The sequence below is a fragment of the Nocardia sp. NPDC001965 genome (genome assembly GCF_053594175.1).
Genome location: NZ_JBSFDZ010000036.1, coordinates 11847 through 36081 on the forward strand (window position 1 = coordinate 11847; position 24235 = coordinate 36081).

A 24235-nucleotide genomic window follows, 5' to 3' on the forward strand; every position below is an offset into this window, starting at 1 on the left:
GGACGCGCACGGCCGGAACGTAGGCGGGGGTATGCCGAGGTGCGCGTTCGGGTGGGTGTGTGTTCGGGCTGTGAGCGTGTGGACGCGCACGGCCGGAGCGTGGGCGGGGGTATGCCGAGGTGCGCGTTCGGGTGGGTGTGTGTTCGGGCTGTGAGCGTGTGGACGCGCACGGCCGGAGCGAAGGCGGAGGTATGCCGAGGTGCGCGTTCGGGTGGGTGTGTGTTCGGGCTGTGAACATGTGGACGCGCACGGCCGGAGCGAAGGCGGAGGTACGCCTGGAGCGAAGGCGGAGGCATGCAATGTGGTGAAACTGTTCCATTTTGTCAGTGGATGACGTTATGGTGTGACGGCGGTCGCAGCGTGCGATCGCGGCGCCGGAACTGTGCCAAGGACTCACCGGCGGTATCCACAGCGGTGCCGCCGCGGCGGTCCGCCCACGGCACCGGACCGGCGCAGGCACCAACCTGTGGAGGCAGCCATGGCCGACAACCGTTCGTTCGGACAGACCGAAACCGATCACCGCGGCCCGATCGGAACCGTCGACACCCACGCCGCCGAGGAAGCACCCGTGATCGAGGAATCCCTGATCGAAGAGGTGTCCATCGACGGTATGTGCGGCGTCTACTGATCGGCGGGAGCTCGAGATGCTCGATCTGGAAACGCGCTGGCAACTGCATCCCCGAGTGGCGCTGCGCCCGGAACCCTTCGGGGCGCTGCTCTACCACTTCGGGACCCGCAAACTGTCGTTCCTGAAAAATCCGCGGATCGTCGAGATCGTGCGCTCCCTGCCCGGGCACACCTCGGCCCGCGCGGCCATCCGGGCTGCCGGGATCGAGGACTCGGTCGCCGACCCTTACATCCGGGCACTGGCGGATCTGGCCGATTCGCAGATGATCCAGCACGCGCCCGAGACGGCGGTGCTCGGCGAGCCCGCTCCCTTCACCGGGGTGGGTCCGGCCGACCCGGCGGTTCGGCTGGTGGACCGGTTCGAATCGGGGCTGGCCGCACCCATCTGCCTCACCTGGGAACTCACCTACGCGTGCAATCTCTCGTGTGTGCACTGCCTGTCCTCGTCGGGGCGGCGTGATCCCGGGGAACTCAGTACCGAGCAGTGCAAGGCGCTCATCGACGAATTCCAGCGGATGCAGGTGTTCTACGTGAACATCGGTGGTGGCGAACCCACTGTGCGGCCGGATTTCTGGGAACTGGTCGATTACGCGACCTCGCACCAGGTCGGCGTGAAATTCTCCACCAACGGAGTAAGGATCACCCCCGAGGTCGCGCAGCGGCTCGCCGCCAGCGATTACGTGGACGTACAGATTTCGCTGGACGGTGCCGACGCCGAGGTGAACGACGCGGTGCGCGGGGCGGGTAGCTACGCCACTGCGATACGGGCGCTCGAGAATCTCGCGAATGCCGGATTCCGGGACGCGAAATTGTCTGTGGTGGCGACTCGGCACAATATCGATCAACTCGACCAGTTCAAGGAGATCGCCGATCGGTACGGCGCCACCCTGCGGCTCACCCGGCTCCGGCCGTCGGGCCGCGGTGCCGATGTGTGGGACGAGCTGCATCCGCTCCCGGAACAGCAGCGCACGCTCTACGAGTGGCTGGTCCGCAACGGCGACGGCGTACTCACCGGAGATTCGTTCTTCCACCTCTCCGCCTACGGTCAGGCTCTGCCGGGTCTGAACATGTGCGGGGCGGGCCGGGTCGTATGTCTGGTCGATCCGCTGGGCGACGTCTATGCCTGTCCGTTCGCGATCCACGAGAAATTCCATGCCGGGAATGTGGTCACCGACGGCGGTTTCGCCACGGTGTGGCGGGAATCGGAGCTGTTCGAGGAACTGCGGGAGCCCAGTGGTGGCGGGGCCTGTGCCTCGTGTGCGCACTACGACTCCTGCCGCGGTGGTTGTATGGCCGCGAAGTTCTTCACCGGGCTGCCCGCCGACGGTCCGGATCCGGAATGTGTCCAGGGCTACGGGGAGGCGGCACTGGCCGCTACCGGACGGGTGATCCCGCGTCCGGCGGTGGACCATTCCCGCAAGACCGCGCCGCGCCGGTCGCGTTCCGGTGGCGGCCCGATCCCGCTGACGCTGCTGCCGCCGTCGCGTCCGCCGGCCCGTGCGTGTGACGAAAGCCCGCTCGTGTGAGAAGTATCCGGGAGACCGTCCGGAGCGCCGATAGCCAGGTCGTTGCTCCGGACGGTCTTTCATACCGGCGCAACAGTGCCGGTGACCTATTTCATGTCCGTGCCGCTGGTTGTTCCGGCGAATTCTTCCGGTCGAAACACTTTTTCCCGGACTGCTGATGTCTCGTATCGAATCGGCAGTTACCATCCGTGGAATGCGCAATGATCGCCTGCCCGACGGATTCGGGGTGCGGATCGACCCACGGGTACGCGCATACTCGGGGGGTCGAATCCTTATCGGAGGTTCACCTGCCCGGTTGCTGCGCCTGGCCCCGGAGGCCGCCGAAATGATCGGCGACGGCTATCTCGAGGTGAACGGCCCGCAATCGGCGGTGGTAGCCAGACGGCTACTGGATTCGGGAGTGGCCAATCCGCGGCCGCGGCTGTTGCCGTCGCCGGAGGATGTCACGATCATCGTCCCGTTGCACAACAATCCCGGCGGGCTCGACCGGTTGCTGGCCGCGCTGCGCGGTCATACCGTGATCGTCGTCGACGACGGTTCCGACGACGAGGTGCGGATCGCCGACGAGCACGCCGGCCGCTGCCGGGTGAAGGTACTGCGCCACGAACGGAGTCGCGGCCCGGCCGCGGCCCGCAACACCGGACTCCGGGCCGCGACAACCCAGTTCGTCGCCTTCCTCGATTCCGATGTGGTGCCGCGCAGTGGCTGGCTCGAAGTGATGCTCGGCCATTTCAGCGACCCCCAGGTCGCGTTGGTGGCGCCGCGGATCGTGGCGCTGGATCCGGAGTCCAATACGCTGGCGCGCTACGAGCACACCCGCTCCTCGCTGGATCTGGGCCGGCGCGAATCGGCGGTGCAATCGCGCGGGGTCGTCTCGTATGTGCCCAGTGCGGCGCTGCTGGTGCGCCGCTCGGTGCTGGAGGCCGAGGGCGGATTCGACGAGACGATGCAGGTCGCCGAGGACGTGGACCTGTGCTGGCGACTCGAACGTTCGGGCTGGCGGGCCCGTTACGAACCGGCCGCCCATGTGGCCCACGATCATCGGGTGTCGTTCCGGGACTGGTTCCGGCGCAAACTGTTCTACGGCACCGGGGCCGCCCCGCTCAGCGACCGTCACGCGGGGATGGTGTCGCCGCTGCAGGTCCCGAAATGGACCGTGGCCGCGGTACTGCTGCTGGCGACCCGCACCCGCTGGGGTGCGCTGGGCGCGGGGCTCGCCCTGCTGCTGCCGCTGCGCCGGCTGCGGCGCGCGTTCGCCGGGGTCGACAATCCGACCGGAGTCGCGGCGATCTATGTGGCGCGCGGATTCTTCGCCGGGCTGTGGCGAATCGCCTCGGCCATGTGCCGTCATTACTGGCCGATAACGCTGGCCGCCATGCTGTTCTCCCGCCGGATCCGGCAGATAGCCCTGTCGCTGGCGGTCGCCGAGGGCGCGGTCGACTGGTACACCCATCGGGAACCCGGCGGGCTGGACCCGTTGCGTTATATCGCCTTCCGGCGGGTCGACGATATCGGCTACGGCACCGGTCTCTGGCTGGGCGCATTCCGGGCCGGGAGCATCGGAGCCTTGAAGCCGACCGCTCCGCCCCAGTAGCCCGAGCCGGTAACCCATGGTGGACACGCTGATCATCGGTGCCGGGACGGCCGGATGCGTCCTGGCGGCCCGGCTGAGCGAGGATCCGGAACATAAAGTGCACGTGGTCGAGGCCGGTAACCACTGGGCCCGCAGCGACGACTTTCCGCCGGAACTGGCCGACAGTGCCGACCTGCCACTCGGTGAACAAGCGTCCTGGCTGTGGCGGTACTCCGTGGCGCTCACCCCGGACCGTCCTGCCACCATCGTGCGCGGCCGCGGAATCGGCGGTTCCGGATCGGTGAACGGCTCCTATTTCATCCGCGCCACGGCCCGGGACTTCGCGGCATGGAGCCAGGAAACCGGGAGCCCGTCCTGGGATTTCGAGTCGGCGCTGCCGTATTTCCGCGCCCTGGAGCACGATCACGACTTCGGGGACCACCCCGGGCACGGCCGGTCCGGGCCGGTCCCGGTACGCCGCACCGCGCGCCCGACTCCGCTGGTACAGGAATTCGGCGCGGCCTGCCTGGCTCTCGGGTTCGACGAGGTGGCCGATTGGAACGCGCTGCCGGGTGGCCCCGAATCCGGCGTGGGTCCGGTGCCGTGCACGGTCGGGCCACCAGACGCCTCCGGTCGGCGGCACCGCGTAGGGCCCGCGCATTCCTACCTGCTGCCCGCCCTGTCCCGTCCCAATCTGACCGTGCGGGGCGAGACCATGGTGACCCGGCTGCTTTTCCAGGGCACCCGGGTGGTGGGTGCCGATTGCCGCATCGACGGGAGACCGGAGACGATCCGGGCAGACCGGGTGGTGCTGTGCGCGGGCGCGATCGAATCGGCGGCCCTGCTGCTGCGTTCCGGTGTCGGGCCGGGTGAGCAGTCGGCGGCACTGGGCATTCCGGTGGTCGCCGATCTACCGGTCGGGCGCTGGTTCACCGACCATCCGGAGATCGGGATCGACTATCGGCATCCCGCACCCGAGGGGCGTTCCGTTCCGCTGGAATATGTCCTGGAGTTCGACGATATCGAGATCCGGCCCTATACGGTCGCGTTCACACCGGGCAGCTATCGCCTGGGTGTGACACTGATGCGCCCCACCGGCGCGGGCAATATCCGCCTGGCCACGGCCGATCCGCTGACCGCCCCGCGGATAGCACACGGGTACCTCGAAACCGCGGAAGACCGCACCCGGTTGCACGGTGCGGTGGAGCTGGCCGGGCAGATCCTCGAATCGATGGCGGCCGAACCGCTCGGCGGTCCGGGCCCGGTCTCGGACGGGTGGTTGCGGGATCGGCTCGGTACCTCGCAACACCTGGCGGGTACCTGCCGGATGGGCCGGGCCGGTGATCCGCGGGCGGTGGTCGACGAGCGATTCCGGGTGCACGCGGTGACGGGACTCTCGGTCGTCGATCTCTCGGTGGTTCCGGTTCCGCTGAGCCGGGGGCCGCAGGCGACGGTCGTGCTGTTGTCCGAACGGGCCGCCGCGGAACTGCGCTGAATCCGGGCGGCCGGTGCCCGGGGAGTCCGGTGCCGTTGGGCCGGAACAATATTCGATACATGGAGCAATCTATGTTGCGCTAACAGGTGGCGAACTGCTTGTGGACGCCTATCCGGCGTCGGGTACTGCCCCTCGTTTCCCCACTGGCGCGCCCGTGGCCGGTGCGGTATTTTCCACCGGTGCGATTCGCCGACCGGTGTTCCGGTCGCCCGCAACGGACAGCCCGGATACCGCCATCCACCCGTTCGCGAATCGCCGGCACCGAGGTATAGCCGTCTGCTATCGGCATACCCCAACTGCCTGCGCCGGGACAACCGGTGTGGTAGGTGAGCTGTATCGGTCGGGGATACAGCTCACCGGGGTCGCCCCGGCGAAATATCAAGCGGCACCACGCAATATTGCATCTCCATTTTCGACACCCCGGGCCGATCTCCCGGCAATCGGGTCGCGAGCTTGTACTCTGGTCCTCCGGGTGGCCCGCTGCGGCAACGTGATCCGGTCACCCGGGAATCCGCACCCGGCGCCGGACACGGGGAAGGTACGGCGCCGGTGCGGAAGACTCAGCGAACTCTCCGCGACTACCGTCCCGAGCCGGTGCGAACCCCTCTGTTACGACGAATTCTGTCGGCCGCACCGATCTCTGTGTCGGTGTGATCGGTCGCGGGTCTTTCCGTGTGATACGGGCCGGCGATGGAGCTCGTCTTCCCTGGAGCGCTTGCCGGGAGGCGTGGATTGTCCAGCCCGATCGTCGATGGGTCGCCATCGGCGGACCGGCTCCTGCGGGCTACGATCCTCTCGCGCTAGTCTTCTAATATGTTGCAGCACAACACGTTCGATCGTCACTGCCATCCGATTCCCGGTGCGATCGCGCAGTGATCGGCCGCCATCTCGCCGACTGGTTTCGTAAGCAGGTGGCCCAGAAACTCGCCGGGCACAGCTTCCCCGGCGCCGCCGGTGCGGCGGCGCGGCCGATTCGGCAGACAGGAGAAACCGTGAAAGGGCACGTCGGGGAGGGCGTGACCGATCGGGATATGGAGGCCCGAGACCGGGTAGAGCAGTCCGGTATCGGGACGGGTACGGGGCCGAGGCACACCGGCGCAACCGGCAAGGCATATACGCCCGCCGGCCGCCGGGAATGGTTCGAAAGGCAATTCGCCGAAGGCAACCTCGATCCCGACAATCTGGCGGCGGCCAAGGTGATCGTTTTGGATGAACACGGCAGGGTGCTGATGCTGCAATCGCCCTACGAAGGTAAGAGGACCGTGCCCGGTGGTTTTGTCGACAACGGATGGCGAAAAAGGGAACAGCCGAAGCAGGCGGCCGAGCGAGAAGTCCGGGAAGAGCTGGGGGAACCATTCGCGAACTTCGTGCGAATCGAGCGACTGCTCGCTACCAACAGAAAATCGCCGAGCCCCGATCACGGACGCGACCACCCGATAACGGACCACATCTACCTGGCAACCTTCGACGAGTCGACTCGCACCAGGGTGTCGTCCTTACCGTTCGATATCGACCCGAACGAAGTCACCGCGTTCGACTTCCTGCCCCCGGAGGACGCGGTTCGCAGCGCCGGACGAAAAGGGATCGATGTCTCCGTGGCATTGGAGGCACACCTATCCGGAAAGAGAATCGAACTCGTCGACGGTGAACCACCGCAGGCCGACCGCTTGGAATGACCGCCGGTCGTCGCGCTACCGACCTCCCATCCCGGAAAGGCCGATTCCCTGGACGAACGCCTTCTGTGCCAGCGCGTAGATGATCAGCAGCGGCAGCAGGATAAGCATGGACGCCGCCATCAATACCGGCCAATTCGAGACGTATTGGCCCTGCATCCACACCAAGCCGAGGGTAACGGTGGAAATGTCCTGGCGCTGGATCATCACCAACGGCCACAGGAAATCGTTCCACACATTGACCCACGTGAGTACCGCCAGAACCATGACCGCCGGTTTGGCGTTCGGTAGCAGCACGCGCCGGTAGACCTGCCACGGAGAGCAGCCGTCGATGATGGCGGCCTCTTCGAGTTCGACCGGCAGGGTGCGGAAGAACTGGCGCATCAGATAGGTACCGAACGCGTTGCCGAACAGACCGGGAACGATCAATGCCCACGGCGTATCCGTCCAGCCGAGAATCCGGATCAGCACGAACTGTGGGACCACGGTCACGGTGAGCGGGACCATGAGCGTGGCCAGATAGGCCACGAACAGGACATCACGGCCGGGAAAGCGCAGCCGGGCGAACGCGTATCCGGCCAGCGAGCAGAAGAAGACCTGGCCCGCTGTGATGCATCCGGCGTAGAGGATCGTGTTGAGGAACATCCGGCCGAACGGCATCTCCTGGAAGACGGTGCCGTAGTTGGACCATTGCGGATCGCCGGGAACCAAGGTCGGCGAGGTGACCTCGGATTGTTTTTTCAGCGAACCCGACAATGCCCACAGGACCGGGAGCAGCGCACACCACGCCATCCCGACGAGGGCGAGGTAGAGGGCGGCACCCCGCACGAATACGCGGGCCGGCCGGTGTGGTGCCGCCGTCATCGATCCGCCGAGTTCTTGCGGGCGAACCACAGTTGCGCGACCGTCAGTATGAGCAGGACCAGGAAGATCAGCCAGGCAATGGCGGACGCGTAGCCGGCGTCACCGAATGCGAAGGCATTCTGGAAGATCATGATGCCGAAGACATAGGTACCTGTCTCCGGACCGCCGTGACCGCCGGTGAGGACATAGATCTGGTCGAAGGCCTGTACCGAGTCGATGATCGAGATCACGAACACAAAGGACAGCGCTCCCCGGATGAGTGGCACGGTGATCGATACGAACCGCCGGACGGCTCCGGCGCCGTCGATCTTCGCCGCTTCGTACAGGTCCTCCGGAACACCCTGCATCGCGGCGAGCAGGACTACTGTCGCGAACGGGACGCTCTTCCAGACGCTGACCAGGCATACCGAAACCATCGCCCATCGCGGTTCGACCAGCCAGGGGACCGGGCCGATACCGAGCCCGCCGAGCATTGTATTGAGCAGGCCGTTGTTCGTATCGAAGACGAATCGCCAGATCACCGCCATGACCACGCTCGATATCGCCAGGGGGAGGAACATGACGGTCCGGAAGAAGCCGGTTCCTCTCACCCCCTGGTTCAGGGCCGCGGCGACGACGAGTCCTATCACCACGGTGGGGATCAGGGTTCCCAGGGTGAAGACGATCGTGTTCCGCAACGCGATGGCGAACAGCGGATCCGCGGTGAGCAGCCGGCGAAAGTTGCCCAGGCCGGTGAACCGGATGGCGCCGAACAGATCCCATTGCTGAAAACTGAGATAGAGCGAGAATCCCAGTGGGAAGACCAGGAACACCGTCACCGCCAGCAGGTTCGGTGCGATGAACAGTCGCGCCGCCCGGGCCTGCCGCCGGGCCAGACCCGAGCGGCGCGGCCCGGCGACGGGTTTCGGCGCTGCCGGTTCCTCGATCGTGATCTCGTCGGTGGTGGTCATCGGTCGCGCAGCACCTCGTCGGCCGCGGGTGCGAGGCGTTGCGCCAGCGAGGATGCGGGCGCGGCGCCACGGAGCACCGGCCCGATGTAGCGGTCCATGAGCGCATCGATTCGTGGCCATCGGGCGGTGACCGGCAGCGGCGCGGAGCGTGCCGGTCCCTCGGTGAGGATGTCCAGGTGTCGGATATCGGTGTGCGATCGGGCGAACTCGGCAGATTTCACCGCGGACTCCCGCACCGGCACGAACAAACCGGTTTCCGCGATCACAGCTTGACCGACAGGCCCGGCGGCGAACTTCAGGAATTCCCACGCCTGGTCTTTCCGGCGACTCGCGGCGGATATCGCGAGGCCTGTCGTACCGATATTCGACCGTGCGCCGCTCACCGCTGCGGCCGGAAGCGCGGTGATCTCGAATTCCAGATCGTCGGCCTCGGAAAAAGTGCGGTACCGCCAGTGCCCACCCATGGCCAGTGCGGCTCTGCCCTGCGTGAACAGATCCATTGCCGAGATCGACTGCTGATCCGCCGGGGTCGGTGCCACCCGGTATCGGTTGGCGAGGTCCGCGTAGAACTGGACACCCTCGATGAAAGCTTCGTCGGCGAAGGTCGAGCGACCGGGAACGGATCGTGGGCTCGCCCATTCGGCACCGTTGTTGATGGCGAACAGGCCCGCCGAGTAGTACGGCACCCACGTATCGACGAACCCCCACTGCTCGATCTCGCCCGCCCGATCCCGTCTGGTGAGGGTGCGGGTGATATCGAGAAATTCGGCAAAGCTCCAGGCGTCCGCCCATCGCCCGGGGGGCCGCAACCCGGCCTCGTCGAACAATTTCCTGTTGCAGAACAGGAAATTTCCCGACCACTGCTCCGGAAACGCGTACTGCCCACCCTTGAAAGAGAACGTTTCGTACAGTGCGGCGACCCCACCCGCTTTCAGTTCGGCCGCGAAGGCCGGCTCACGGTCGAGCATGATGTTCAGGTCCAGCAGGACACCTCGGTCGGCCAGACTCGCATACGTCTGTTCCCACGCCATCAGTACATCGGGACATTTCCCGCCCGCGCAGAAGGTGAGCATCTGCTGCATCGGGTCGGGACCGGACAGTATGGTCCGCACCCGGATATCCGGGTACCTGCGTGCGAATTCCTCGATCACTCGGCGCCGCCCGTCGGCTTCCGCAGGATTGGCCTGGAAGAAGAACGTCAATGCATCGCTGTCGCTGCCGCATCCACTCAGTGCGGAGCCTGCCAGCACCGCACCGACACCACCGGCGGTCCGCAGAAAACCGCGCCGCCCCAAGGTCGCTCCTCGCTCGTCCACGCCGAGATCACCTCCTGCGCGGCCCCGCTCGCGCGCTGTCGTCCGAGCCCGGATTCGCGAACTGTGCGTCGAACGCCGGGACTGTCCGCTCCGTCTCCGGCGGGTGCCGACGCCCGGCTCCTGCGATTGTCCATCGCGATCGAGCGAATCGACCTGAGCGACTCGCCTGCTCGTGGTGGGTCCGGCCGGTGGCGGAGTTCGGCCCCGAATCACCGGTTCCCGGTCTCCGGGCTCCCCGGGGCTATCTCACCGGCGGCCGCCGTTGGGGATATCTGGTCCGCCGAACCCACGCCGGGGGCCAGGCTGTCGGCATCGAAGCCCAGCTCCGCCAGATCATCGGCAAACGCACTGATATCGATCACCGGATCTTCTCTGCTGTCGGCGGCTCCGTCGGAGCGGTGGAGTTCGAAATAGTGGGTGGCACTCGAGCCGTCCGTCCCGAAACGGAGATCCCGTCCGCAGGCCGCGCTCAGCTCGTGGGCGAGCTGGGTGCCCCGGCCTCCTTGGCGTTCGACGGACTGCTGGTCGGGAACCCATGGCGCCATATCTCTGGCCGCACCTGGGCTCAGCGCATTACTCACCGAGACCCGCACCTTGTCGTCCGCCGGCGCGGTGATCTCGATATCCCCTCGGTGGTCGGGCGAATAGGTGACCGCATTCGTGTACAGCTCCGAGGTGATCAACTTCGCATCGTAGATCTGATCCGGTGTCAGCCAGGAAAAGTTGGCGCTCAGATGTTCGTCCAGCGCTCCCCGAACGTGACGGACTCCTCTTTGATAGTCCTGATCCGCCCCGCCGTCCTGGTCCCACATCGGATTCTGCCGGTCGTCCCCGTCGACCCGCGTCGCGCGTTGCGGTCGTGGGGCGGGATCCGGTCCCCACTCCACCGGCCGCGGGGTCTGGTCCAGTTCCCAGGTCGTGCGCACCTGGCTGGTATCGGTGTGGGTGACCTGGATGCCGAGCAGCCGGGATCCGTCCGGTCGGCCGAAGGTTGCCGCCGTGATCCGGACCGTACCGCGGCCGTGCTCGACCACATCGCCGACCGCGTCGGCGATGTCGTCGACGTAACCGGGCGAGGACCAGTCGTGTAGCCGCGCGGTGAGCGCGTTACGTACCCGGGCGGCGCTGTCGGCGTCCGCGTGGAGCGCGGAGGAATCGGGGCCGCCCATATCCAGCAGCATGAAAGGTTCGTCGTCATCTGCTCCGGCTCCGGCGCTCCTGGGCGGCGGCGGCTCTCCCGTCCCGCCCCCGGACGAGGCATGTGTGTCTCCGCCGGGCGATTGCCGATGCCCGGTATCGGTGGCCTCGGGCAGGTCTCGCCGCGTGGCCGCGATTTCCGACCCGGATCGCTGCTGCGTTCCCTCGACGATTTCCTTGCCGCTGTGGTTGTTCTCGCGGAACCGGTCAGCGGATTGTCTTGTCCCGCCGAACATCGCGTGCTCTCTGCGAACAACCTCCGAGGAGCCTGTCAGCACGGCGCGAACCGCGCGCGTCACCACCTCTTGCGCAACCGCTGCCGGGCCGGTCGGGCCCGGTGATCCCGCGCTGCTCATTTCCCCTCTCGATCACGATCGGCTCCAGATGTTCATGGCAGCGATCTCGATCAGGTCCGCCCCTGTGGCGGAAACCTCCGACGACGCGTACAGCCTATGCCAAGGCGGTGTGCGGTTTGTCCGAAATGACTGCCAGACCACAGAGCCGACCGGGCGGGTCAGATGAGGTTCTTCTGTTTCCCGATGCGGCGACGGACATCGGCCATCAGCGCATGGCTGCCGCCGTGCCGGAGGAATCGGGGAATGAAACGGTTCACGAAACCGACGAAGAGGAAGAGATTCTCGAAGCGTCGTTGGTCGGCGGCAGACCATTGCACCCGCATCTGCTCGCGGAAGTGCGGGCTCAGGAAGCCGATGGTGAGGAATCTGAGCAGACCGCGGAACGGGATGCGCAGATACCAGTGGATCATTCGCAGGTTCAGCAGATCGTTCAGGTAAGAGCGGACGAAATCGTCGAGAACAGCCTGTTCGCAGGCGGTGTTCCAGTATTCGTCGAACTCGGCGCGGGTGGCCGGCCACATATCCTCAGTGACCTGCAGGGTGGTGCCGAGCGAGGACGAGGACCGGTAGAACGCTTCGTTCTGTTCCGGGCTCATCCGGCCGGCGAGCAGTTGGTAGGTGTCCTCGAAACCGATGTAGAGGCAGGCCGCCACCCAGAGTTGCAGGTCGCGGTCGAAGGCGTTGTATTCGACCGGCGCGCCGGGTTCGGATCGGACCTGCCGGTGCGCGCCGTTCACCGCCTTCCGGAAGGCTTTTTTCTCCTCGTCGTTCCCGAGGATCGCCACGGCCAGGTACTGGGTGGTGGTCCGGGCCCGTTTCCACGGCCGTTTCATCAGTGATCCCGATTCCACCTTGCTCTCGGCAACGCCGTAGCCGACGCCGGGGCGGGCCATCTGCATGATCACGTTCGCGGCGGCACCGGCGAACTGCCAGAAGTCCAGGGCGTCGGTGAGTTTCAGCGGGCGTTTGGTGAAGGGGCGGTGGGTGGTGCCGATCCGGATGCGCGTCTGCTCGGTGGTCAGCCGCGGCCGATCGGGCGCGGTGACATGCTGCGCGGTATCGGTTTGCCGGGAGTGTGCTGCGGCGGTCATGGGTATCCTTCCCGAGGTATCCGGTGTGGTCTAAGTTACTCCAAATTCTTCCGACAGTCAGTTGGTATGAATGAACTATCGCTAACTTATTCCGTTCGGCTTCCGTCCGAAAACGCATCGAGAACAGGTGTCTAGCGAGGATCCTGGACCAGGAATCTTGACGAAAACCTTCCGGCGAAACAGGAATCGTGCGTAACATACCGCTCCGACCCGACCGTCTCAGACGTTCCCCCGCGGGGAGGGCGCGTCAACGGCCGGCCAAGGAAGGAACGCACTATGCTCAAGCGGCTGGATCGCCTGTTCAGCTATGAGATGAAGGTGTCCGAGTTTCTCGGAACGCTGATCATCCTCGGCATTCCCTACGGGCTCGTCGGGATCATCTGGAGCCTCACCCACACCTCGCATCTACGTGGGATGCACGGTCTGGACGTGATCATCTCGTTCCTGGGATCCATTGTGTGCTGGCCCGTGCTCACCTTCGCGAATGTGGCGATGACCTGATGATGGCGCTGGTATGGCTCATCGACATCCTGGTGATCGTCGTCAAGATCCTCGGTGGGCGGATGAAGGTCGACCCGGTCCTGCGCTTCGGCCTCTGGGTCGCCCTGCTGTGCGTGCTCGCCGCCGGACTCGCGGTGGTGGGCGCCGGCTTCGTACTGTTGCAGCAGTACCTGACCGGTGACCTCGCTACGACCGGGCCGGAACTGCCATGGTGACGGCCGGGCCGGACAAACCGGCGGAACGCACCGATCTCGAGCAGGCGGTCGACGATCTCCGAGGTCTGTGGCAGCGGCATCCGCAACGTTCCCTGGAAACCCTGGGCCGGCAGGTGACCCTCGGCCGGGAAGCCCTGGTCGAGACGGTGAAATCCGCGGTCGCGCGGCGGTTTCCGTTCGAGGAATTCGCCAGGCAGTGCGCGTTCATGGCCAATGTGTCCGCCGCGCCCACCATCTTCGTGGCCATGCCCATCGCGGTGGTGGTCTCGATCCAGATCGGCGCCCTGGTGAACCAGGTGGGCGCCACCACCTTCATCGGCGCGGTGGCCGGCCTCGGCATCATCCGCCAGGGCGCCCCGCTGGTGACCTCGCTGATGATCGCGGGTGCGGTGGGCTCGGCCATCTGCGCCGACCTCGGCTCCCGGACCATCCGGGAGGAGATCGACGCCATGATGGTGATGGGGGTCGACCCGGTCCGCAGACTCGTGGCGCCACGGCTGGTGGCAGCCGTACTGGTGAGCATGTTGCTGTGCGGGTTCATCGTGTTCGTCGGGTTCGCGACCGCCTACATGTTCAATGTCTACGCACAGTCGGGTACGCCGGGTTCGTTCATCGGTTCGTTCGCCTCGTTCGCCGTCGCCGACGATATGGCGGTCGCGCTGGTGAAATCGGCGATATTCGGCGTCCTCACCGCGATCATCGCCTGCGATATCGGACTACATGCGAAGGGCGGGCCCGGCGGGGTGGCGAACGCGGTGAACTCGGCGGTCGTCTCCTCGGCGTTGATGCTGTTCGCCACCAACATCATCATCACGCAGGTGTACAACACCGTGTTCCCGACGAAGGTGATCTGAGGTGGGCACCCCGTACACGCCCCCCGCGCTCAAACCGGTCCGGATGGTGGCCTCGGCGGCCGCGGTGCCGATGGCCGCCAACCGCCGTCTCGGCCACCAGGGGATCACCTTCGTCGAGGCGCTCGTCGCGATACCGTTCGTGCTGAAGCACTATCGCAAGGAAGTGCTGCGGCTGACCGCCGATGTCGGGTGGGGCAACGGGTCGCTCATCGTGGGTGGCGGCACGGTCGGCGTGGTGATCATTCTCTGTGGTTTCGGCGGGATCACCGTGGGCATGGAGGCTTTCAGCGCGCTGAACCTGCTGACCATGGGCCCGCTCACCGGTGCGATATCGGGGTTCGCGACAACGCGAGAGTTAGCGCCGATTCTTGCCACTCTCGCGTTCGCGATCCAGGCTGGCTGCCGATTCACCGCGCAACTGGGGTCCATGCGGATCGCCGAGGAGATCGACGCGCTGGAATCCATCGCCATCCGGCCGCTGCCGTATCTGGTGAGTACCCGGATGATCGCGTCCACGCTGACCATCATCCCGCTGTACAGCGTGGGGCTGGCGGTCGCGTATCTGGCGACGAAACTGTCGGTGCTGCTGCTCGGCGGCACCTCGGCCGGTACCTACGACCACTACTTCTTCCAGTTCCTGATCGGGCCGGACCTCTTCTTCTCCCTGCTCAAGGTCGTGGTGTTCGTATTGCTGGCCACCTTCATCCAGTGTTACTACGGATTCTTCGCCACCGGTGGACCCGAAGGGGTCGGCGTCGCGGCCGGACAGGCCATCAAGATGGTGATCGTCGTGATGGTCTTCGCGAATCTGTTCCTGACCTTGGCGATCTGGGGTATCGACCCCGGCTTCCGGATTTCGGGGTGACGCGGCGATGTTCGTAGATCACAGCGGCCGGGGCCCGCGGCCGTGGCATATGTCGGTGGCCGGGCTGGCGATGATCACGCTGGTGGCGGTGCTGCTGGGGCTGCTCGGGTTGCGTTACACCGGTCGCTTCGAGGATCGGGTGCCGGTCGACGCCATACTGACCAGCACCGGCGACGGGTTGCCGGAACGTGCGGATGTGAAGTTCCGTGGCATGGTGGTCGGCGCGGTGACCGCGGTGGACGTGGTGGCCGCCGGGAAACAGCAGAGGGTGCAGATCGATCTGGATTCTCGTATCGCGCCGACCATTCCCGACAATGTCACCGCGCGGGTCGTCCCGAACAACCTGTTCGGTGTCTCCGGTATCGAACTGGTGGACAACGGCGCCGCGCCCGGCCGGTTGGCCGCCGGAGCGCAGATCGCCGAGGACACCAGCGCCGGAACGGTGCAGTTGCAGACGACGCTGACCGTATTGCGCAATGTGCTCGACAATATCCAGCCGGAGAAACTCGGCCGGGTGCTGGCGACCTTCTCCGCGGCCCTGGATCCGGGCGCCAGGGCACCCGGATCCACGATCGAGCGGCTGGACAAGTGGGTGACCGAAGTCCGGCATATCGAGGGTGTGGGCAATCTGCTCGGCGATCTGGGCCGCGCGACCACAGCACTGAGCCAGTCTGCCCCCGAACTCGTCGGAGTGCTGTCGGAATCGGTGACCACCGCGCGCACCCTCACCGAGCGCCGGGAGAACCTGATCACCATGCTCGCGAATGCGAGCGGGGCGGTGGATTCGGTGAACGCACTGTTCGCCCGGAACCCGGACGCGGCCAAGGAACTGGTACCGGGTGTCGACGGACTCTTCGGCTCGCTGGCGCAGGATCCGGAGGCCATTCCGACCGCGGTGTCGAACCTCAACGCTGCCCTCGGAAAACTGTCCGGCGCATTCGGCTGGGGGGCGCAGGGCCAGATGCGCTGGCGTCTGGATGTGTCGTTCACGCCGTTCCAGCAGTACACGGCGAAAGACTGCCCGCGCTACGGCGAAATGGCCGGACCGCGGTGCGGTGGCCCCTCGGTACCCGAGGTCGCGCCACCGCAGGAGTATCCGGCGAAATTGCTGCCCGGCTGGGTGGAAGGCGCGGGACCGAAACCGCAGCTGCCGGTTCCCGGGCTGCCCGCACCCGCGCAGGCGCCCACTGTTCCGCTGCTGCCCGGACTGCCGGCACTTCCCGGACTGCCCGCCATCCCGGGGATCAATACGCCGCTGTTCCCCACCGCGCCGGTACCCGCCGGACCGGTACCCGCCGGACCCGGGCAAGCGGCGCCCGGCGCCGCCGCGCCGGCAGGTGCGCCGATCGCGCAACTGCGCGGTCACGCCGCTGTCGCCGCACTGCTCGGCAGACAACCCACGGCCGCTGAATTGCTCCTGCTCACACCGATCCTGGCGGGCGGCACGATCGACGTCTACTCCGACGGGGAGGCCTGATGCGCCTGGCGCGGACAATTGCCGGTTTCAGTATTTTCGCCGTCGTCGCGATCGTGCTGACCTTCACCATCTGGTCCACCCTGCAGCGGTCGGTGCCGGGCGCGACCGAGACCTATTCGGCCACCTTCACCGATGTGATGGGAGTACGGGTCGGCGACGATGTGCGGATGGCCGGGGTACGCGTCGGCCGGGTCGATTCGATCGAGTTCGAATCGGACTACAAGGCCCGGCTGACACTGCGGATCGAGGAACGGCAGCGGCTCACCGACACCACGAAAGCGCTGGTGCGATACCAGAACCTGATCGGCCAGCGCTATATCGCGTTGCTGCCGGGTAAGGAGCGTGGCGCCGAGATACCGGCGGGGTCGCATATCCCGGTGGAGCGCACCGAACCGTCGTTCGACGTCTCGGCGCTGCTGTCCGGTTTCGAACCACTGTTCAGTGTGCTCCAACCGGACCAGGTCAATTCGCTGTCGGACACCCTCATCCAGGCCCTTCAGGGTGACGGCGTCTCACTGAGCGCGCTCATCACCCAGGCCGCCGAACTCGCGAACACCTTCGGACAGCGCGACGAGATCCTGGGCGCGGTGATCACCAACCTCAGCAGCGTGGTCGCCGGTCTGGCCAACCGCAGCCAGGAGCTGGAAACACTGATCACCCAGACCAGAGGACTGATGGACGCGCTCTACGCGGAAGGCGAGACGCTGAAGAGCTCGGTGGACCGGGTGGCCTATTCCACCGATTCGCTGACCGCCCTGATCGGCTCCGTCAAACCGGATGTCGTGGCGGCCCAGGACCAGGCCACCACCGCGGTCGAACTGCTGCTGCTCAACGGCACCGCACTCGACCGGGCGGCCGTCGAACTCCCGAACGTACTCAACGGGCTCGCGCGGTTCACCAGTTACGGCGCGTACGGCAACGCCTACATCTGCAACCTGGACGTCTCGCTGTGGGGTGTACTGCTGCCGCCGGGTCTGTTCTCCCAGATCGGCGGCGATTCACAATCGGAGGTGTGCCGCTGATGGCCCGGTTGCGTCGTCCGGCTTTCACGAAGAACCGCTTTCTGTGGCAGGGACTGCTCGCCGCCGCCGCGGTGGCCGCGCTGGTCCTCGGATCCAGTGTGCTCTCGCAGCTACGACTCGGCGACAAGACGGTGACCGCGGAATTCGCACAGGCGGCCGGGATGCGCCCCGGCGCGACCGTGGATGTCTCGGGTATCGAAGTCGGCGAGGTGCGGTCGGTACGGCTGGCCGGTGACAAGGTCGAGGTCGTGATGAAGATCAGCCGTGATATCCGGCTGGCCACCGATGCCCGCGCGGCGATCGAGATGTCCACCATCCTCGGCCGGATGCATATCGAACTGGTACCCGGAGCGGGAAAAGAGTCGGGAGACGGACGGATTCCACTGGCCAATACCTCGGTTCCCTACAACCTGGCCAAAGTCATCCAGGACCCGAAGTACACCTCGTCCTTCGAACGCATCGAACGTATCGATCCGGACAAACTCCGGCAGGCACTGGATATCTTCTCCCAGCAGATGGGTGCTTCACCGGAACTGGCCGTGACCGCGCTGGATTCGATCGGCTCGCTGGCGAAAGTGATCAACACCCGGCGCGACGAGGTGGACACCCTGCTGCAGAGCATGGACCAGGTCTCCCAGCTGGTCGCCGACAACCAGAACAGTGTGCTGACGCTGCTCACCCGCGGTGAGGCGATCGGCAACGCGGTCGCCATGCGTCAAGACCTGCTGCGCCGGTTGCTGGACAATGTCGCGACGCTCTCGGGGCTGCTGCGGGATATGGGTCTGGAGAACAACGGGCAGCTCGGACCGCTGATCCAGAACCTGAACACGATGACCCAGGGCCTGGAGAAGAACCGGGACAACCTCGACCGGCTCTACGAGATCCTGCCGGTGTCGCTGCGGCAGTTCAACAATGTGATCGGTAACGGGCCCTACGCCGATGTGTGGGCGCCCTGGTTCCTGCCGGACAACTGGCTGTGCTTCGCGCAGGTCGTCGAGGGGTGTGGAAAATGAACCTGCGCACTCTTGCGCGCGTGATCGCGGCCGGGCTCGCCGGACTGTGCGCGGCGGGCTGCTCGGTACTGCCCGACAGTATCGCCGGACTACCGGAACAGTATCTGGGCGAACACGTCCGGATCAGCGCCGATTTCGAGAACGTGGCCGGCCTGTACGCCGGAAACGAGGTGGCGGTACTGGGCGTGCCGGTGGGCCGGGTCGAGACCGTCACCCCGCGCGGCAGCTATGTCGAGGTCACCATGGCACTGGACAAGAACGTCGACGTACCCGCCGATGCCATGGCCGCGCTGATCTCGCCACAACTGATCACCAACCGGCATGTGGAACTGGCCCCCGCCTACAGCGGTGACGGTCCGAAACTCGAGGACGGGGCGCATATCCCGCTGGAACGCACCCGGGTGCCGGTGGAACTGGACCGGATCCTGGAGAACTTCGACCAGCTCGGCGCCGCGCTCGAGGGTGACAACGAGGCCGGCCCGCTGGCCAGCCGGGTGCTGTTCCCGCTCCTCGAGGGCAACGGTGACCGGTTGCGCGAAACCCTCGACAATCTGTCCGCGGCCTTCGAGGTGACCCTGGCCAACAAGGACCAGATAGCGAACACGATCGTGAAACTCAACGAGATCACGCAGGTAGTCGCCCAGAACGATCAGACCGTGCGCGATTTCAGCGCCCGGCTCACCGAACTCGTCCAGCTGATGGGCGACCAGTCCCCGGGCCTACAGGCGGTCCTCGTCCAGCTCGAGGATTTCGTGAACAACACCTCGACACTGGTGGGGGAGAACCGGGACCAGCTGGCCGGGGCGCTGCAACGGTTCGTCGGCATCACCGGGCAGATGCGGGCCAACGCCCGTGGGCTGACCGAACTGGTGGACGTGGGTCCCCTGTTCTTCCAGAACCTCGCCAACGGTGTGAGCAACGAGCACCAGGCATTCCGGGTGCACGCGCTCCTGGACAAGGCACTGCTGGACAACGAGGTGCTGTCCACCTTCTGCGAACGCGTCCAGATGCGCTCCGACGGATGCCGCACCGGCCGCGTCCAGGACTTCGGACCGGATTTCGGGATCACCGCCGCACTACTGGGCATGACCCGATGAGGAGTGGGAACCGGATGTACCGGAGATTGCTGGTCGTGGTGACGGCAGCCGTACTCGCTCTGCCGGGGTGTGGTGCGCTCACGGTGCAGAATGTGCCGATGCCCGAACCCGGTATCGGCGGGCCGGGGTACACCCTGCGGGTGCGGTTCCAGGATGCGCTGAATCTGCCGGATCGGGCCCATGTGAAGATCGGCGGCACCGATATCGGGGTGGTCACCGATATCTCCACCACCGATTTCGTCGCCGATGTGCAGATGCTCATCCGCCGGGACATCCGGCTGCCGCAGGGCACCACGGCGGAGCTGCGGCAGGGCACCCCGCTCGGCGATATCTTCGTCGCCATGACCCTCCCCCGGGAGGATCCGAACGCGCCGATCCTCGCCGACGGCGATGTGATCGATACCGATCACACCGGCGCCGGAGCTTCGGTGGAAGAACTCATGGTGTCGGTATCGCTGCTGCTCAACGGCGGCGGATTGAATCAGGCCGCGCGGATCACCGCGGAAATGGATTCGATGTTCGCCGGTCGGGCGCCGCAACTGGGGCATCTGATCACCGAGATGACCCAGGTGTTGAGCGCGCTGAACGCCCGGACCGCCGATATCGACGGTGTGCTGCACGGCGTGAACGTGCTCACCGGCGAACTCGCCGCCCGCAAACAAGAGCTGGGCCAGGCCGCGGACGCTTTCCCCGACCTGCTGGGACTGGTCGCGGAGAACAACCGGGATATCACCGGGTTGATCCAGAAGATCTCGGTGACCATGTCGGCGCTGGGCGATTTCAGCGATACCACCAGCCCGGAATTCATCAGCCTGTTCGACAGCATCCGGCGGCTCATGGGTGGTTTCACGGCAATGGGTGACAATCTGCGGCAGACCCTGGACGGTCTGCACGCGCTGTACCCGTCTCTGGAACAGTCCTTCGAAGGCCCGGCCCTGGCAGTGGCAGCCCGCGTCTCCTACCTGAGTATCGGCGCGCTGACCGATCCGTCGCGCAGCCGGTTGCCGGACGGGTCGGATGTGCCGGCCTTCATCGGCAGCCTTGCGCAGGTACTGCAGAAGATCCAGGGCCGGTTGACCGGCCCGCCACAGCCCGGCCCGGCTCCGCAGGAAGGCCCGCGATGAACATCCCGCTCTGGAACTGGCTGGTCCGGCACCGGGTCGGTGTCGCGAATATCGGGTTGATCATGGTGCTGATCGTGGGCTGTGGCTATCTGGGCACCTCGGTGCTGCGGATCGATCTGCTGCCGAACAGCACCTACCGGGTGACGGTGGACCTGACCGGATCCGGCGGACTGCTGGCCGACAACGATGTCAACTTCCGGGGCACCCGGATCGGGCGCGTGGCCGATGTCCGGGTATCGGATACCGGAATCGAGGCGGTCGCCGAAATCGATTCCGGAGTGCAGATCCCGGTAGGTGGGACCGTGGTGGTGGGGCGGCTGTCGGCGGTCGGCGAGCAGTACCTGGACTTCCGGCCCGACGCGGATACGGGACCCTACCTGCGCGACGGCGACCGGGTCGCGGTGCAGCGCACCCGGATACCGGTCACGGTGCATTCGCTGCTGTCGAATATGAGCGCCATGATCAGCGGGCTCAATCCGGAACGGCTCACCGTGATCGTGGACGAACTGGACAAAGCGCTGGCCGGGGGACCGGACCGGCTGCGCAATATGATCTCCGGGATCAGCCGCGCCATGGCCGGTCTGGAGAATCTGTTGCCGCAGACCCGGCAACTCATCGAGAATCTCACTGTCATCGCCGACACCACCCAGTACGCCCAACCCGATCTCGGGACGCTGACCGGTTCGGCGGGTGTGCTGTTCCAGCAGCTCACCGCCGCCGACCAGGAAGTGCGCCGGCTGCTGGACCTGGCGCCGGGGCAGCTGGCCACACTCGGTGGCTTCGTCGACGAGACCCAGGATCCGATCACGAACCTGGTGACCAACTTCGTGGCCATCACCCGGGCCGCGAAACTGCGGCAGCCGGCGATCGCGGCGCTTTTCCCGGCGCTGCGAGCGGGAACAGCGGCGCTGAACGTGCCGGTACACGACGGAATGTTCCACACCCTGGTCGACATCTGGCCCCGGCCCACCTGCGAATACGACACGATTCCGCTGGTCCCGACCGAGCGGGCGGCCGATACCCGGGTCCGGTTGTACAACTACTGTGTCACCGACGATCCGGCATTGCAGGTGCGCGGTTCCGCCAACGCGCCCCGGCCCGATATCCCCGACAACACCGCCGGACCGCCACCCGGTGTCAGCGGTGACGAACTGTCCCGCCCGATCCCGGGCCGTTGAGGAGTAGACGAGAAATGAGTGACGACAAGCCGGCGGAAACCGCTACCGGGGAAGCCGTGGAATCGGCGGTGGCGATGGAGAAGCCGGCCGCTGATCGAGCCGACGACGCGGCGGGGCGGTCACGCGGCCGCCCCGCGGTCGCCCGGCCGTTGATCGCCGCGTTCGTCGCGGCAGCGGTTCTGCTGCTCGGCGCGGTAGGGGTCGCCGGCTACCTGTACGTCCAGGAGCGGGACAAATCCACGACACTGGCCGCGTACGAGGAAGCCCGGCAGGCTGCCTGCCGGTACGCTCCGGTGCTCGCCAACTACGACGCGAAAAATCTGGATCCGTACTTCTCCGCTGTCGCGGCCGGAGCGACCGGCGACTGGAAGAAGGAGTTCGAGACCACCACCGCCGAACTTCGGGAGGCGCTGGTAGCGGGGCAGGTGGTCTCCACGGCCGGCGATATCCAGTGCGCCGTGAAATCGGCGGATGCCACTTCGGCGGAGACCGTGGTGGTGATCGGACAGACCATCAGCAGCCTCGGTACCCGGGGGCAACCCGCGCCGGGACAGCTGAGCATGGTGATGCGAATGCAGAAGATCGACGGCAACTGGCTGGTCGACCAGATGATCACGCCGCTGTCCGCCGGCGCGGCGCCCTGACCCGGCCGCCGAGCACCGGCGGTCCCGCCGGTCGGTGTCAGCGCAGCGAGTGACCGTACAGAATTGTGCGCATGAGCAGGGCGACCCGCTCCTGCGAAGCGGTCGCCACCGTGCCGAACGCGCGACCCAGGTCGACGACGAGGGCGAAGGCAGCGTGCACGAGGAAACGGGCCTGCGGGCCGGACAGTTCCGGACGGACCTCCCGGACCAGTCGCGCCCATTCCTCCACGCTGAGCCGCTGCACATTGCGCAGCGCGGCGCGCTCCTCGGCGGGAACGTGCTGGAATTCGGTGTAGTAGACGAAGGTGAGCTCGCGTTCGGCGAACGACCCCTCGACGTACTGGTGGATCAGCGAATCCAGGGCCTCGCGCGGCCCGGTCGCTCCCGCGACGGCGGGACCGATCGCGCTGGACACCCGTTCGGCGGCCCGCCGGAAGGCGGCGGCCAGGAGATCGCTTTTGCCCCGGTAGAAGCGGTACACCGCCGAGGCTGCGGAAAGGCCGGCCGCCGTGGCGATATCCTCCACGCTCACATTCGGATATCCGCGGGCGTGGAAGAGCTCCACACCTTTGCGCAGCAGTAGTTCGTGTTTGAACGATTCCGGAATCTCCACCGGTTGTACGGGTTCGACGGCACCGGGTTCGGGCAGCGATACCGCCGCGAGATCCATCGCGGTGGTGACGAGCAGCCCCGCAAGGGCTTTGGTGGGCAGCGTCGCATGATGATCGGCGATACTGGTGATCACCGACAGCAGCGCCACCACCAGCACCCGGCGATCTTGGCCGCTCACCTCCGGTCGGCAGGCGGCCAACCGGGTGCCGAGCGCCGCCAGTACCGCGTTCTGTTGCGCGTCCCGGATCTCGCGATCCGCCGGCTCCAGGTAGCGACCCTCCCAGCGCACCAGCGCCACACTGGCCCGGTTGGCCACCGTGACCGCGCACAACGCCTCGAGTACCGTCCGCAACCGCTGCTCGGGCTCGGTCCCGGCGGCCGCGGGGTCGAGCTGTACCGCGTCTGCCATGGCCTGGCCGACCCGCAGCGATTCCTCCTGGAACAGCGCGTACTTGCTGGGGTAGTGCCGGTACAGCGCTGCGGAGCTGATGCCGAGCCCACCGGCGATGTCCTCCATGCTCACGCCGTGGTATCCGAGCGAACCGAACGCGTTGGCCGCGGCCGCGGCGATCTGTGCCCGGCGGTTCTTCGGCCGACGGCGCACGGGCCGGGCCGCCTCGGCGCTCTCCTTTTTCCCGGCGGCGACGTCGTTACCCGGGTCCTCGCGCCCGTTCGCGCGCACCGCCGGCGCGGACGACCGGACCCGGCGATTGTCGGCGCTCATCCCGCAATCCTAACGTCGGGTAACCAGCGACAACGCTGCGCACCCCGCTCAGGGACCGTTTTGCTCGGTGAGCGGACAGCGCGCCCGATCCGGGCTCGTCCCCTGGCCGAGCCGGGACCGGAGACGTGGAAGCTCTCCCCATGCGATATCGGCCCGACCAGCGCCGGATCTACCCGATCCGGCCGCCACCGGGACGTAACCGCGCCGGTTCCACCGGTGATCGGATCGTGACACCCACACC

22 protein-coding genes are annotated in these 24235 nt (G+C 66.4%); 16 read left to right on the forward strand and 6 right to left on the reverse strand.

The window, feature by feature from the left end:
* Positions 1–529 precede the first annotated feature (529 nt).
* The 5 genes from mftA to ACWCPQ_RS29815 all read left to right on the forward strand — a co-directional run bounded on the left by mftA (position 530) and on the right by ACWCPQ_RS29815 (position 6897).
* Positions 530–628, forward strand: a complete 99-nt coding sequence (gene mftA, locus ACWCPQ_RS29795) for a mycofactocin precursor MftA (RefSeq protein WP_327152569.1) — start codon at positions 530–532, stop codon at positions 626–628.
* A 16-nt stretch (positions 629–644) separates the two neighbouring features.
* Complete coding sequence (mftC, locus tag ACWCPQ_RS29800; RefSeq protein WP_449905043.1) at positions 645–2153, forward strand: mycofactocin radical SAM maturase; 1509 nt, start codon at positions 645–647, stop codon at positions 2151–2153.
* A gap of 193 nt (positions 2154–2346) precedes the next feature.
* Positions 2347–3747 (forward strand): mycofactocin biosynthesis glycosyltransferase MftF, encoded by a 1401-nt coding sequence (gene mftF, locus ACWCPQ_RS29805; RefSeq protein WP_449905045.1) that lies wholly within the window; start codon positions 2347–2349, stop codon positions 3745–3747.
* Positions 3748–3763: 16 nt separating this feature from the next.
* Positions 3764–5221 (forward strand): mycofactocin dehydrogenase MftG, encoded by a 1458-nt coding sequence (gene mftG, locus ACWCPQ_RS29810; protein ID WP_449905047.1) that lies wholly within the window; start codon positions 3764–3766, stop codon positions 5219–5221.
* A gap of 872 nt (positions 5222–6093) precedes the next feature.
* Entirely contained in the window at positions 6094–6897 is an 804-nt protein-coding gene (locus ACWCPQ_RS29815; protein WP_449905049.1) for an NUDIX domain-containing protein, read from the forward strand.
* 15 nt (positions 6898–6912) lie between these two features.
* Here the strand turns inward: ACWCPQ_RS29815 and ACWCPQ_RS29820 are convergent, their stop codons facing one another.
* The 5 genes from ACWCPQ_RS29820 to ACWCPQ_RS29840 all read right to left on the reverse strand — a co-directional run bounded on the left by ACWCPQ_RS29820 (position 6913) and on the right by ACWCPQ_RS29840 (position 12668).
* The gene (locus ACWCPQ_RS29820; RefSeq protein WP_449905051.1) at positions 6913–7758 is read right to left on the reverse strand and encodes a carbohydrate ABC transporter permease; all 846 of its coding nucleotides are present in this window, start codon (positions 7756–7758) and stop codon (positions 6913–6915) included.
* Entirely contained in the window at positions 7755–8633 is an 879-nt protein-coding gene (locus ACWCPQ_RS29825) for a carbohydrate ABC transporter permease (RefSeq protein ID WP_449905087.1), read from the reverse strand. The genes ACWCPQ_RS29820 and ACWCPQ_RS29825 overlap by 4 nt, the downstream gene beginning before the upstream one ends.
* A 71-nt stretch (positions 8634–8704) precedes the next feature.
* On the reverse strand, positions 8705–10024 hold the full coding sequence (locus tag ACWCPQ_RS29830) for an ABC transporter substrate-binding protein (protein WP_449905053.1): 1320 nt from the start codon (positions 10022–10024) through the stop codon (positions 8705–8707).
* 209 nt (positions 10025–10233) lie between these two features.
* A complete protein-coding gene (locus tag ACWCPQ_RS29835; protein ID WP_449905055.1) occupies positions 10234–11193 on the reverse strand; it encodes an ATP-binding protein in 960 nt (319 codons plus the stop codon).
* Between the two features lie 542 nt (positions 11194–11735).
* Positions 11736–12668: an oxygenase MpaB family protein gene (locus ACWCPQ_RS29840; protein WP_449905057.1), complete on the reverse strand. Its 933-nt coding sequence runs from the start codon at positions 12666–12668 to the stop codon at positions 11736–11738.
* 276 nt (positions 12669–12944) lie between these two features.
* On the opposite strand from ACWCPQ_RS29840, the gene ACWCPQ_RS29845 reads away from it, so the two are divergent.
* The 11 genes from ACWCPQ_RS29845 to ACWCPQ_RS29895 are packed head-to-tail and all read left to right on the forward strand — an operon-like array spanning position 12945 to position 22658.
* Positions 12945–13169, forward strand: coding sequence for a hypothetical protein (locus tag ACWCPQ_RS29845; protein WP_449905058.1), 225 nt, complete (start codon positions 12945–12947; stop codon positions 13167–13169).
* Complete coding sequence (locus ACWCPQ_RS29850; protein ID WP_449905059.1) at positions 13169–13384, forward strand: hypothetical protein; 216 nt, start codon at positions 13169–13171, stop codon at positions 13382–13384. The genes ACWCPQ_RS29845 and ACWCPQ_RS29850 overlap by 1 nt, the downstream gene beginning before the upstream one ends.
* On the forward strand, positions 13378–14238 hold the full coding sequence (locus ACWCPQ_RS29855; RefSeq protein WP_449905061.1) for an MlaE family ABC transporter permease: 861 nt from the start codon (positions 13378–13380) through the stop codon (positions 14236–14238). Before ACWCPQ_RS29850 ends, ACWCPQ_RS29855 begins: the two co-directional genes overlap by 7 nt.
* 1 nt (position 14239) lies before the next feature.
* Complete coding sequence (locus ACWCPQ_RS29860) at positions 14240–15103, forward strand: ABC transporter permease (protein WP_449905063.1); 864 nt, start codon at positions 14240–14242, stop codon at positions 15101–15103.
* A gap of 7 nt (positions 15104–15110) precedes the next feature.
* Complete coding sequence (locus tag ACWCPQ_RS29865) at positions 15111–16580, forward strand: MlaD family protein (protein ID WP_449905065.1); 1470 nt, start codon at positions 15111–15113, stop codon at positions 16578–16580.
* Positions 16580–17602 (forward strand): MCE family protein, encoded by a 1023-nt coding sequence (locus ACWCPQ_RS29870; protein ID WP_449905067.1) that lies wholly within the window; start codon positions 16580–16582, stop codon positions 17600–17602. The genes ACWCPQ_RS29865 and ACWCPQ_RS29870 overlap by 1 nt, the downstream gene beginning before the upstream one ends.
* Positions 17602–18615, forward strand: a complete 1014-nt coding sequence (locus ACWCPQ_RS29875) for an MCE family protein (RefSeq protein WP_449905089.1) — start codon at positions 17602–17604, stop codon at positions 18613–18615. Before ACWCPQ_RS29870 ends, ACWCPQ_RS29875 begins: the two co-directional genes overlap by 1 nt.
* Positions 18612–19712 (forward strand): MCE family protein, encoded by a 1101-nt coding sequence (locus ACWCPQ_RS29880; RefSeq protein ID WP_449905069.1) that lies wholly within the window; start codon positions 18612–18614, stop codon positions 19710–19712. Before ACWCPQ_RS29875 ends, ACWCPQ_RS29880 begins: the two co-directional genes overlap by 4 nt.
* 14 nt (positions 19713–19726) lie before the next feature.
* The gene (locus tag ACWCPQ_RS29885; RefSeq protein ID WP_449905071.1) at positions 19727–20836 is read left to right on the forward strand and encodes an MCE family protein; all 1110 of its coding nucleotides are present in this window, start codon (positions 19727–19729) and stop codon (positions 20834–20836) included.
* Positions 20833–22014 carry an MCE family protein gene (locus ACWCPQ_RS29890; protein ID WP_449905073.1) on the forward strand — a complete coding sequence of 394 codons (1182 nt, stop codon included), beginning with the start codon at positions 20833–20835 and terminating at the stop codon, positions 22012–22014. The genes ACWCPQ_RS29885 and ACWCPQ_RS29890 overlap by 4 nt, the downstream gene beginning before the upstream one ends.
* Before the next feature lie 14 nt (positions 22015–22028).
* Positions 22029–22658 (forward strand): hypothetical protein, encoded by a 630-nt coding sequence (locus tag ACWCPQ_RS29895; protein WP_449905075.1) that lies wholly within the window; start codon positions 22029–22031, stop codon positions 22656–22658.
* 37 nt (positions 22659–22695) lie between these two features.
* On the opposite strand, the gene ACWCPQ_RS29900 is transcribed toward ACWCPQ_RS29895, so the two are convergent.
* Complete coding sequence (locus ACWCPQ_RS29900; RefSeq protein WP_449905076.1) at positions 22696–23994, reverse strand: TetR/AcrR family transcriptional regulator; 1299 nt, start codon at positions 23992–23994, stop codon at positions 22696–22698.
* Positions 23995–24235 lie beyond the last annotated feature (241 nt).

Bases quoted from the DNA above. Each gene is read 5' to 3' on its own strand.
- mftC (WP_449905043.1), top strand. From the start codon at position 645: ATGCTCGATCTGGAAACGCGCTGGCAACTGCATCCCCGAGTGGCGCTG.
- mftF (WP_449905045.1), top strand. From the start codon at position 2,347: ATGCGCAATGATCGCCTGCCCGACGGATTCGGGGTGCGGATCGACCCA.
- mftG (WP_449905047.1), top strand. From the start codon at position 3,764: ATGGTGGACACGCTGATCATCGGTGCCGGGACGGCCGGATGCGTCCTG.
- ACWCPQ_RS29820 (WP_449905051.1), bottom strand. From the start codon at position 7,758: ATGACGGCGGCACCACACCGGCCGGCCCGCGTATTCGTGCGGGGTGCC.
- ACWCPQ_RS29835 (WP_449905055.1), bottom strand. From the start codon at position 11,193: ATGGGCGGCCCCGATTCCTCCGCGCTCCACGCGGACGCCGACAGCGCC.
- ACWCPQ_RS29840 (WP_449905057.1), bottom strand. From the start codon at position 12,668: ATGACCGCCGCAGCACACTCCCGGCAAACCGATACCGCGCAGCATGTC.
- ACWCPQ_RS29845 (WP_449905058.1), top strand. From the start codon at position 12,945: ATGCTCAAGCGGCTGGATCGCCTGTTCAGCTATGAGATGAAGGTGTCC.
- ACWCPQ_RS29850 (WP_449905059.1), top strand. From the start codon at position 13,169: ATGATGGCGCTGGTATGGCTCATCGACATCCTGGTGATCGTCGTCAAG.
- ACWCPQ_RS29855 (WP_449905061.1), top strand. From the start codon at position 13,378: ATGGTGACGGCCGGGCCGGACAAACCGGCGGAACGCACCGATCTCGAG.
- ACWCPQ_RS29865 (WP_449905065.1), top strand. From the start codon at position 15,111: ATGTTCGTAGATCACAGCGGCCGGGGCCCGCGGCCGTGGCATATGTCG.
- ACWCPQ_RS29870 (WP_449905067.1), top strand. From the start codon at position 16,580: ATGCGCCTGGCGCGGACAATTGCCGGTTTCAGTATTTTCGCCGTCGTC.
- ACWCPQ_RS29875 (WP_449905089.1), top strand. From the start codon at position 17,602: ATGGCCCGGTTGCGTCGTCCGGCTTTCACGAAGAACCGCTTTCTGTGG.
- ACWCPQ_RS29880 (WP_449905069.1), top strand. From the start codon at position 18,612: ATGAACCTGCGCACTCTTGCGCGCGTGATCGCGGCCGGGCTCGCCGGA.
- ACWCPQ_RS29885 (WP_449905071.1), top strand. From the start codon at position 19,727: ATGTACCGGAGATTGCTGGTCGTGGTGACGGCAGCCGTACTCGCTCTG.
- ACWCPQ_RS29890 (WP_449905073.1), top strand. From the start codon at position 20,833: ATGAACATCCCGCTCTGGAACTGGCTGGTCCGGCACCGGGTCGGTGTC.
- ACWCPQ_RS29895 (WP_449905075.1), top strand. From the start codon at position 22,029: ATGAGTGACGACAAGCCGGCGGAAACCGCTACCGGGGAAGCCGTGGAA.
- ACWCPQ_RS29900 (WP_449905076.1), bottom strand. From the start codon at position 23,994: ATGAGCGCCGACAATCGCCGGGTCCGGTCGTCCGCGCCGGCGGTGCGC.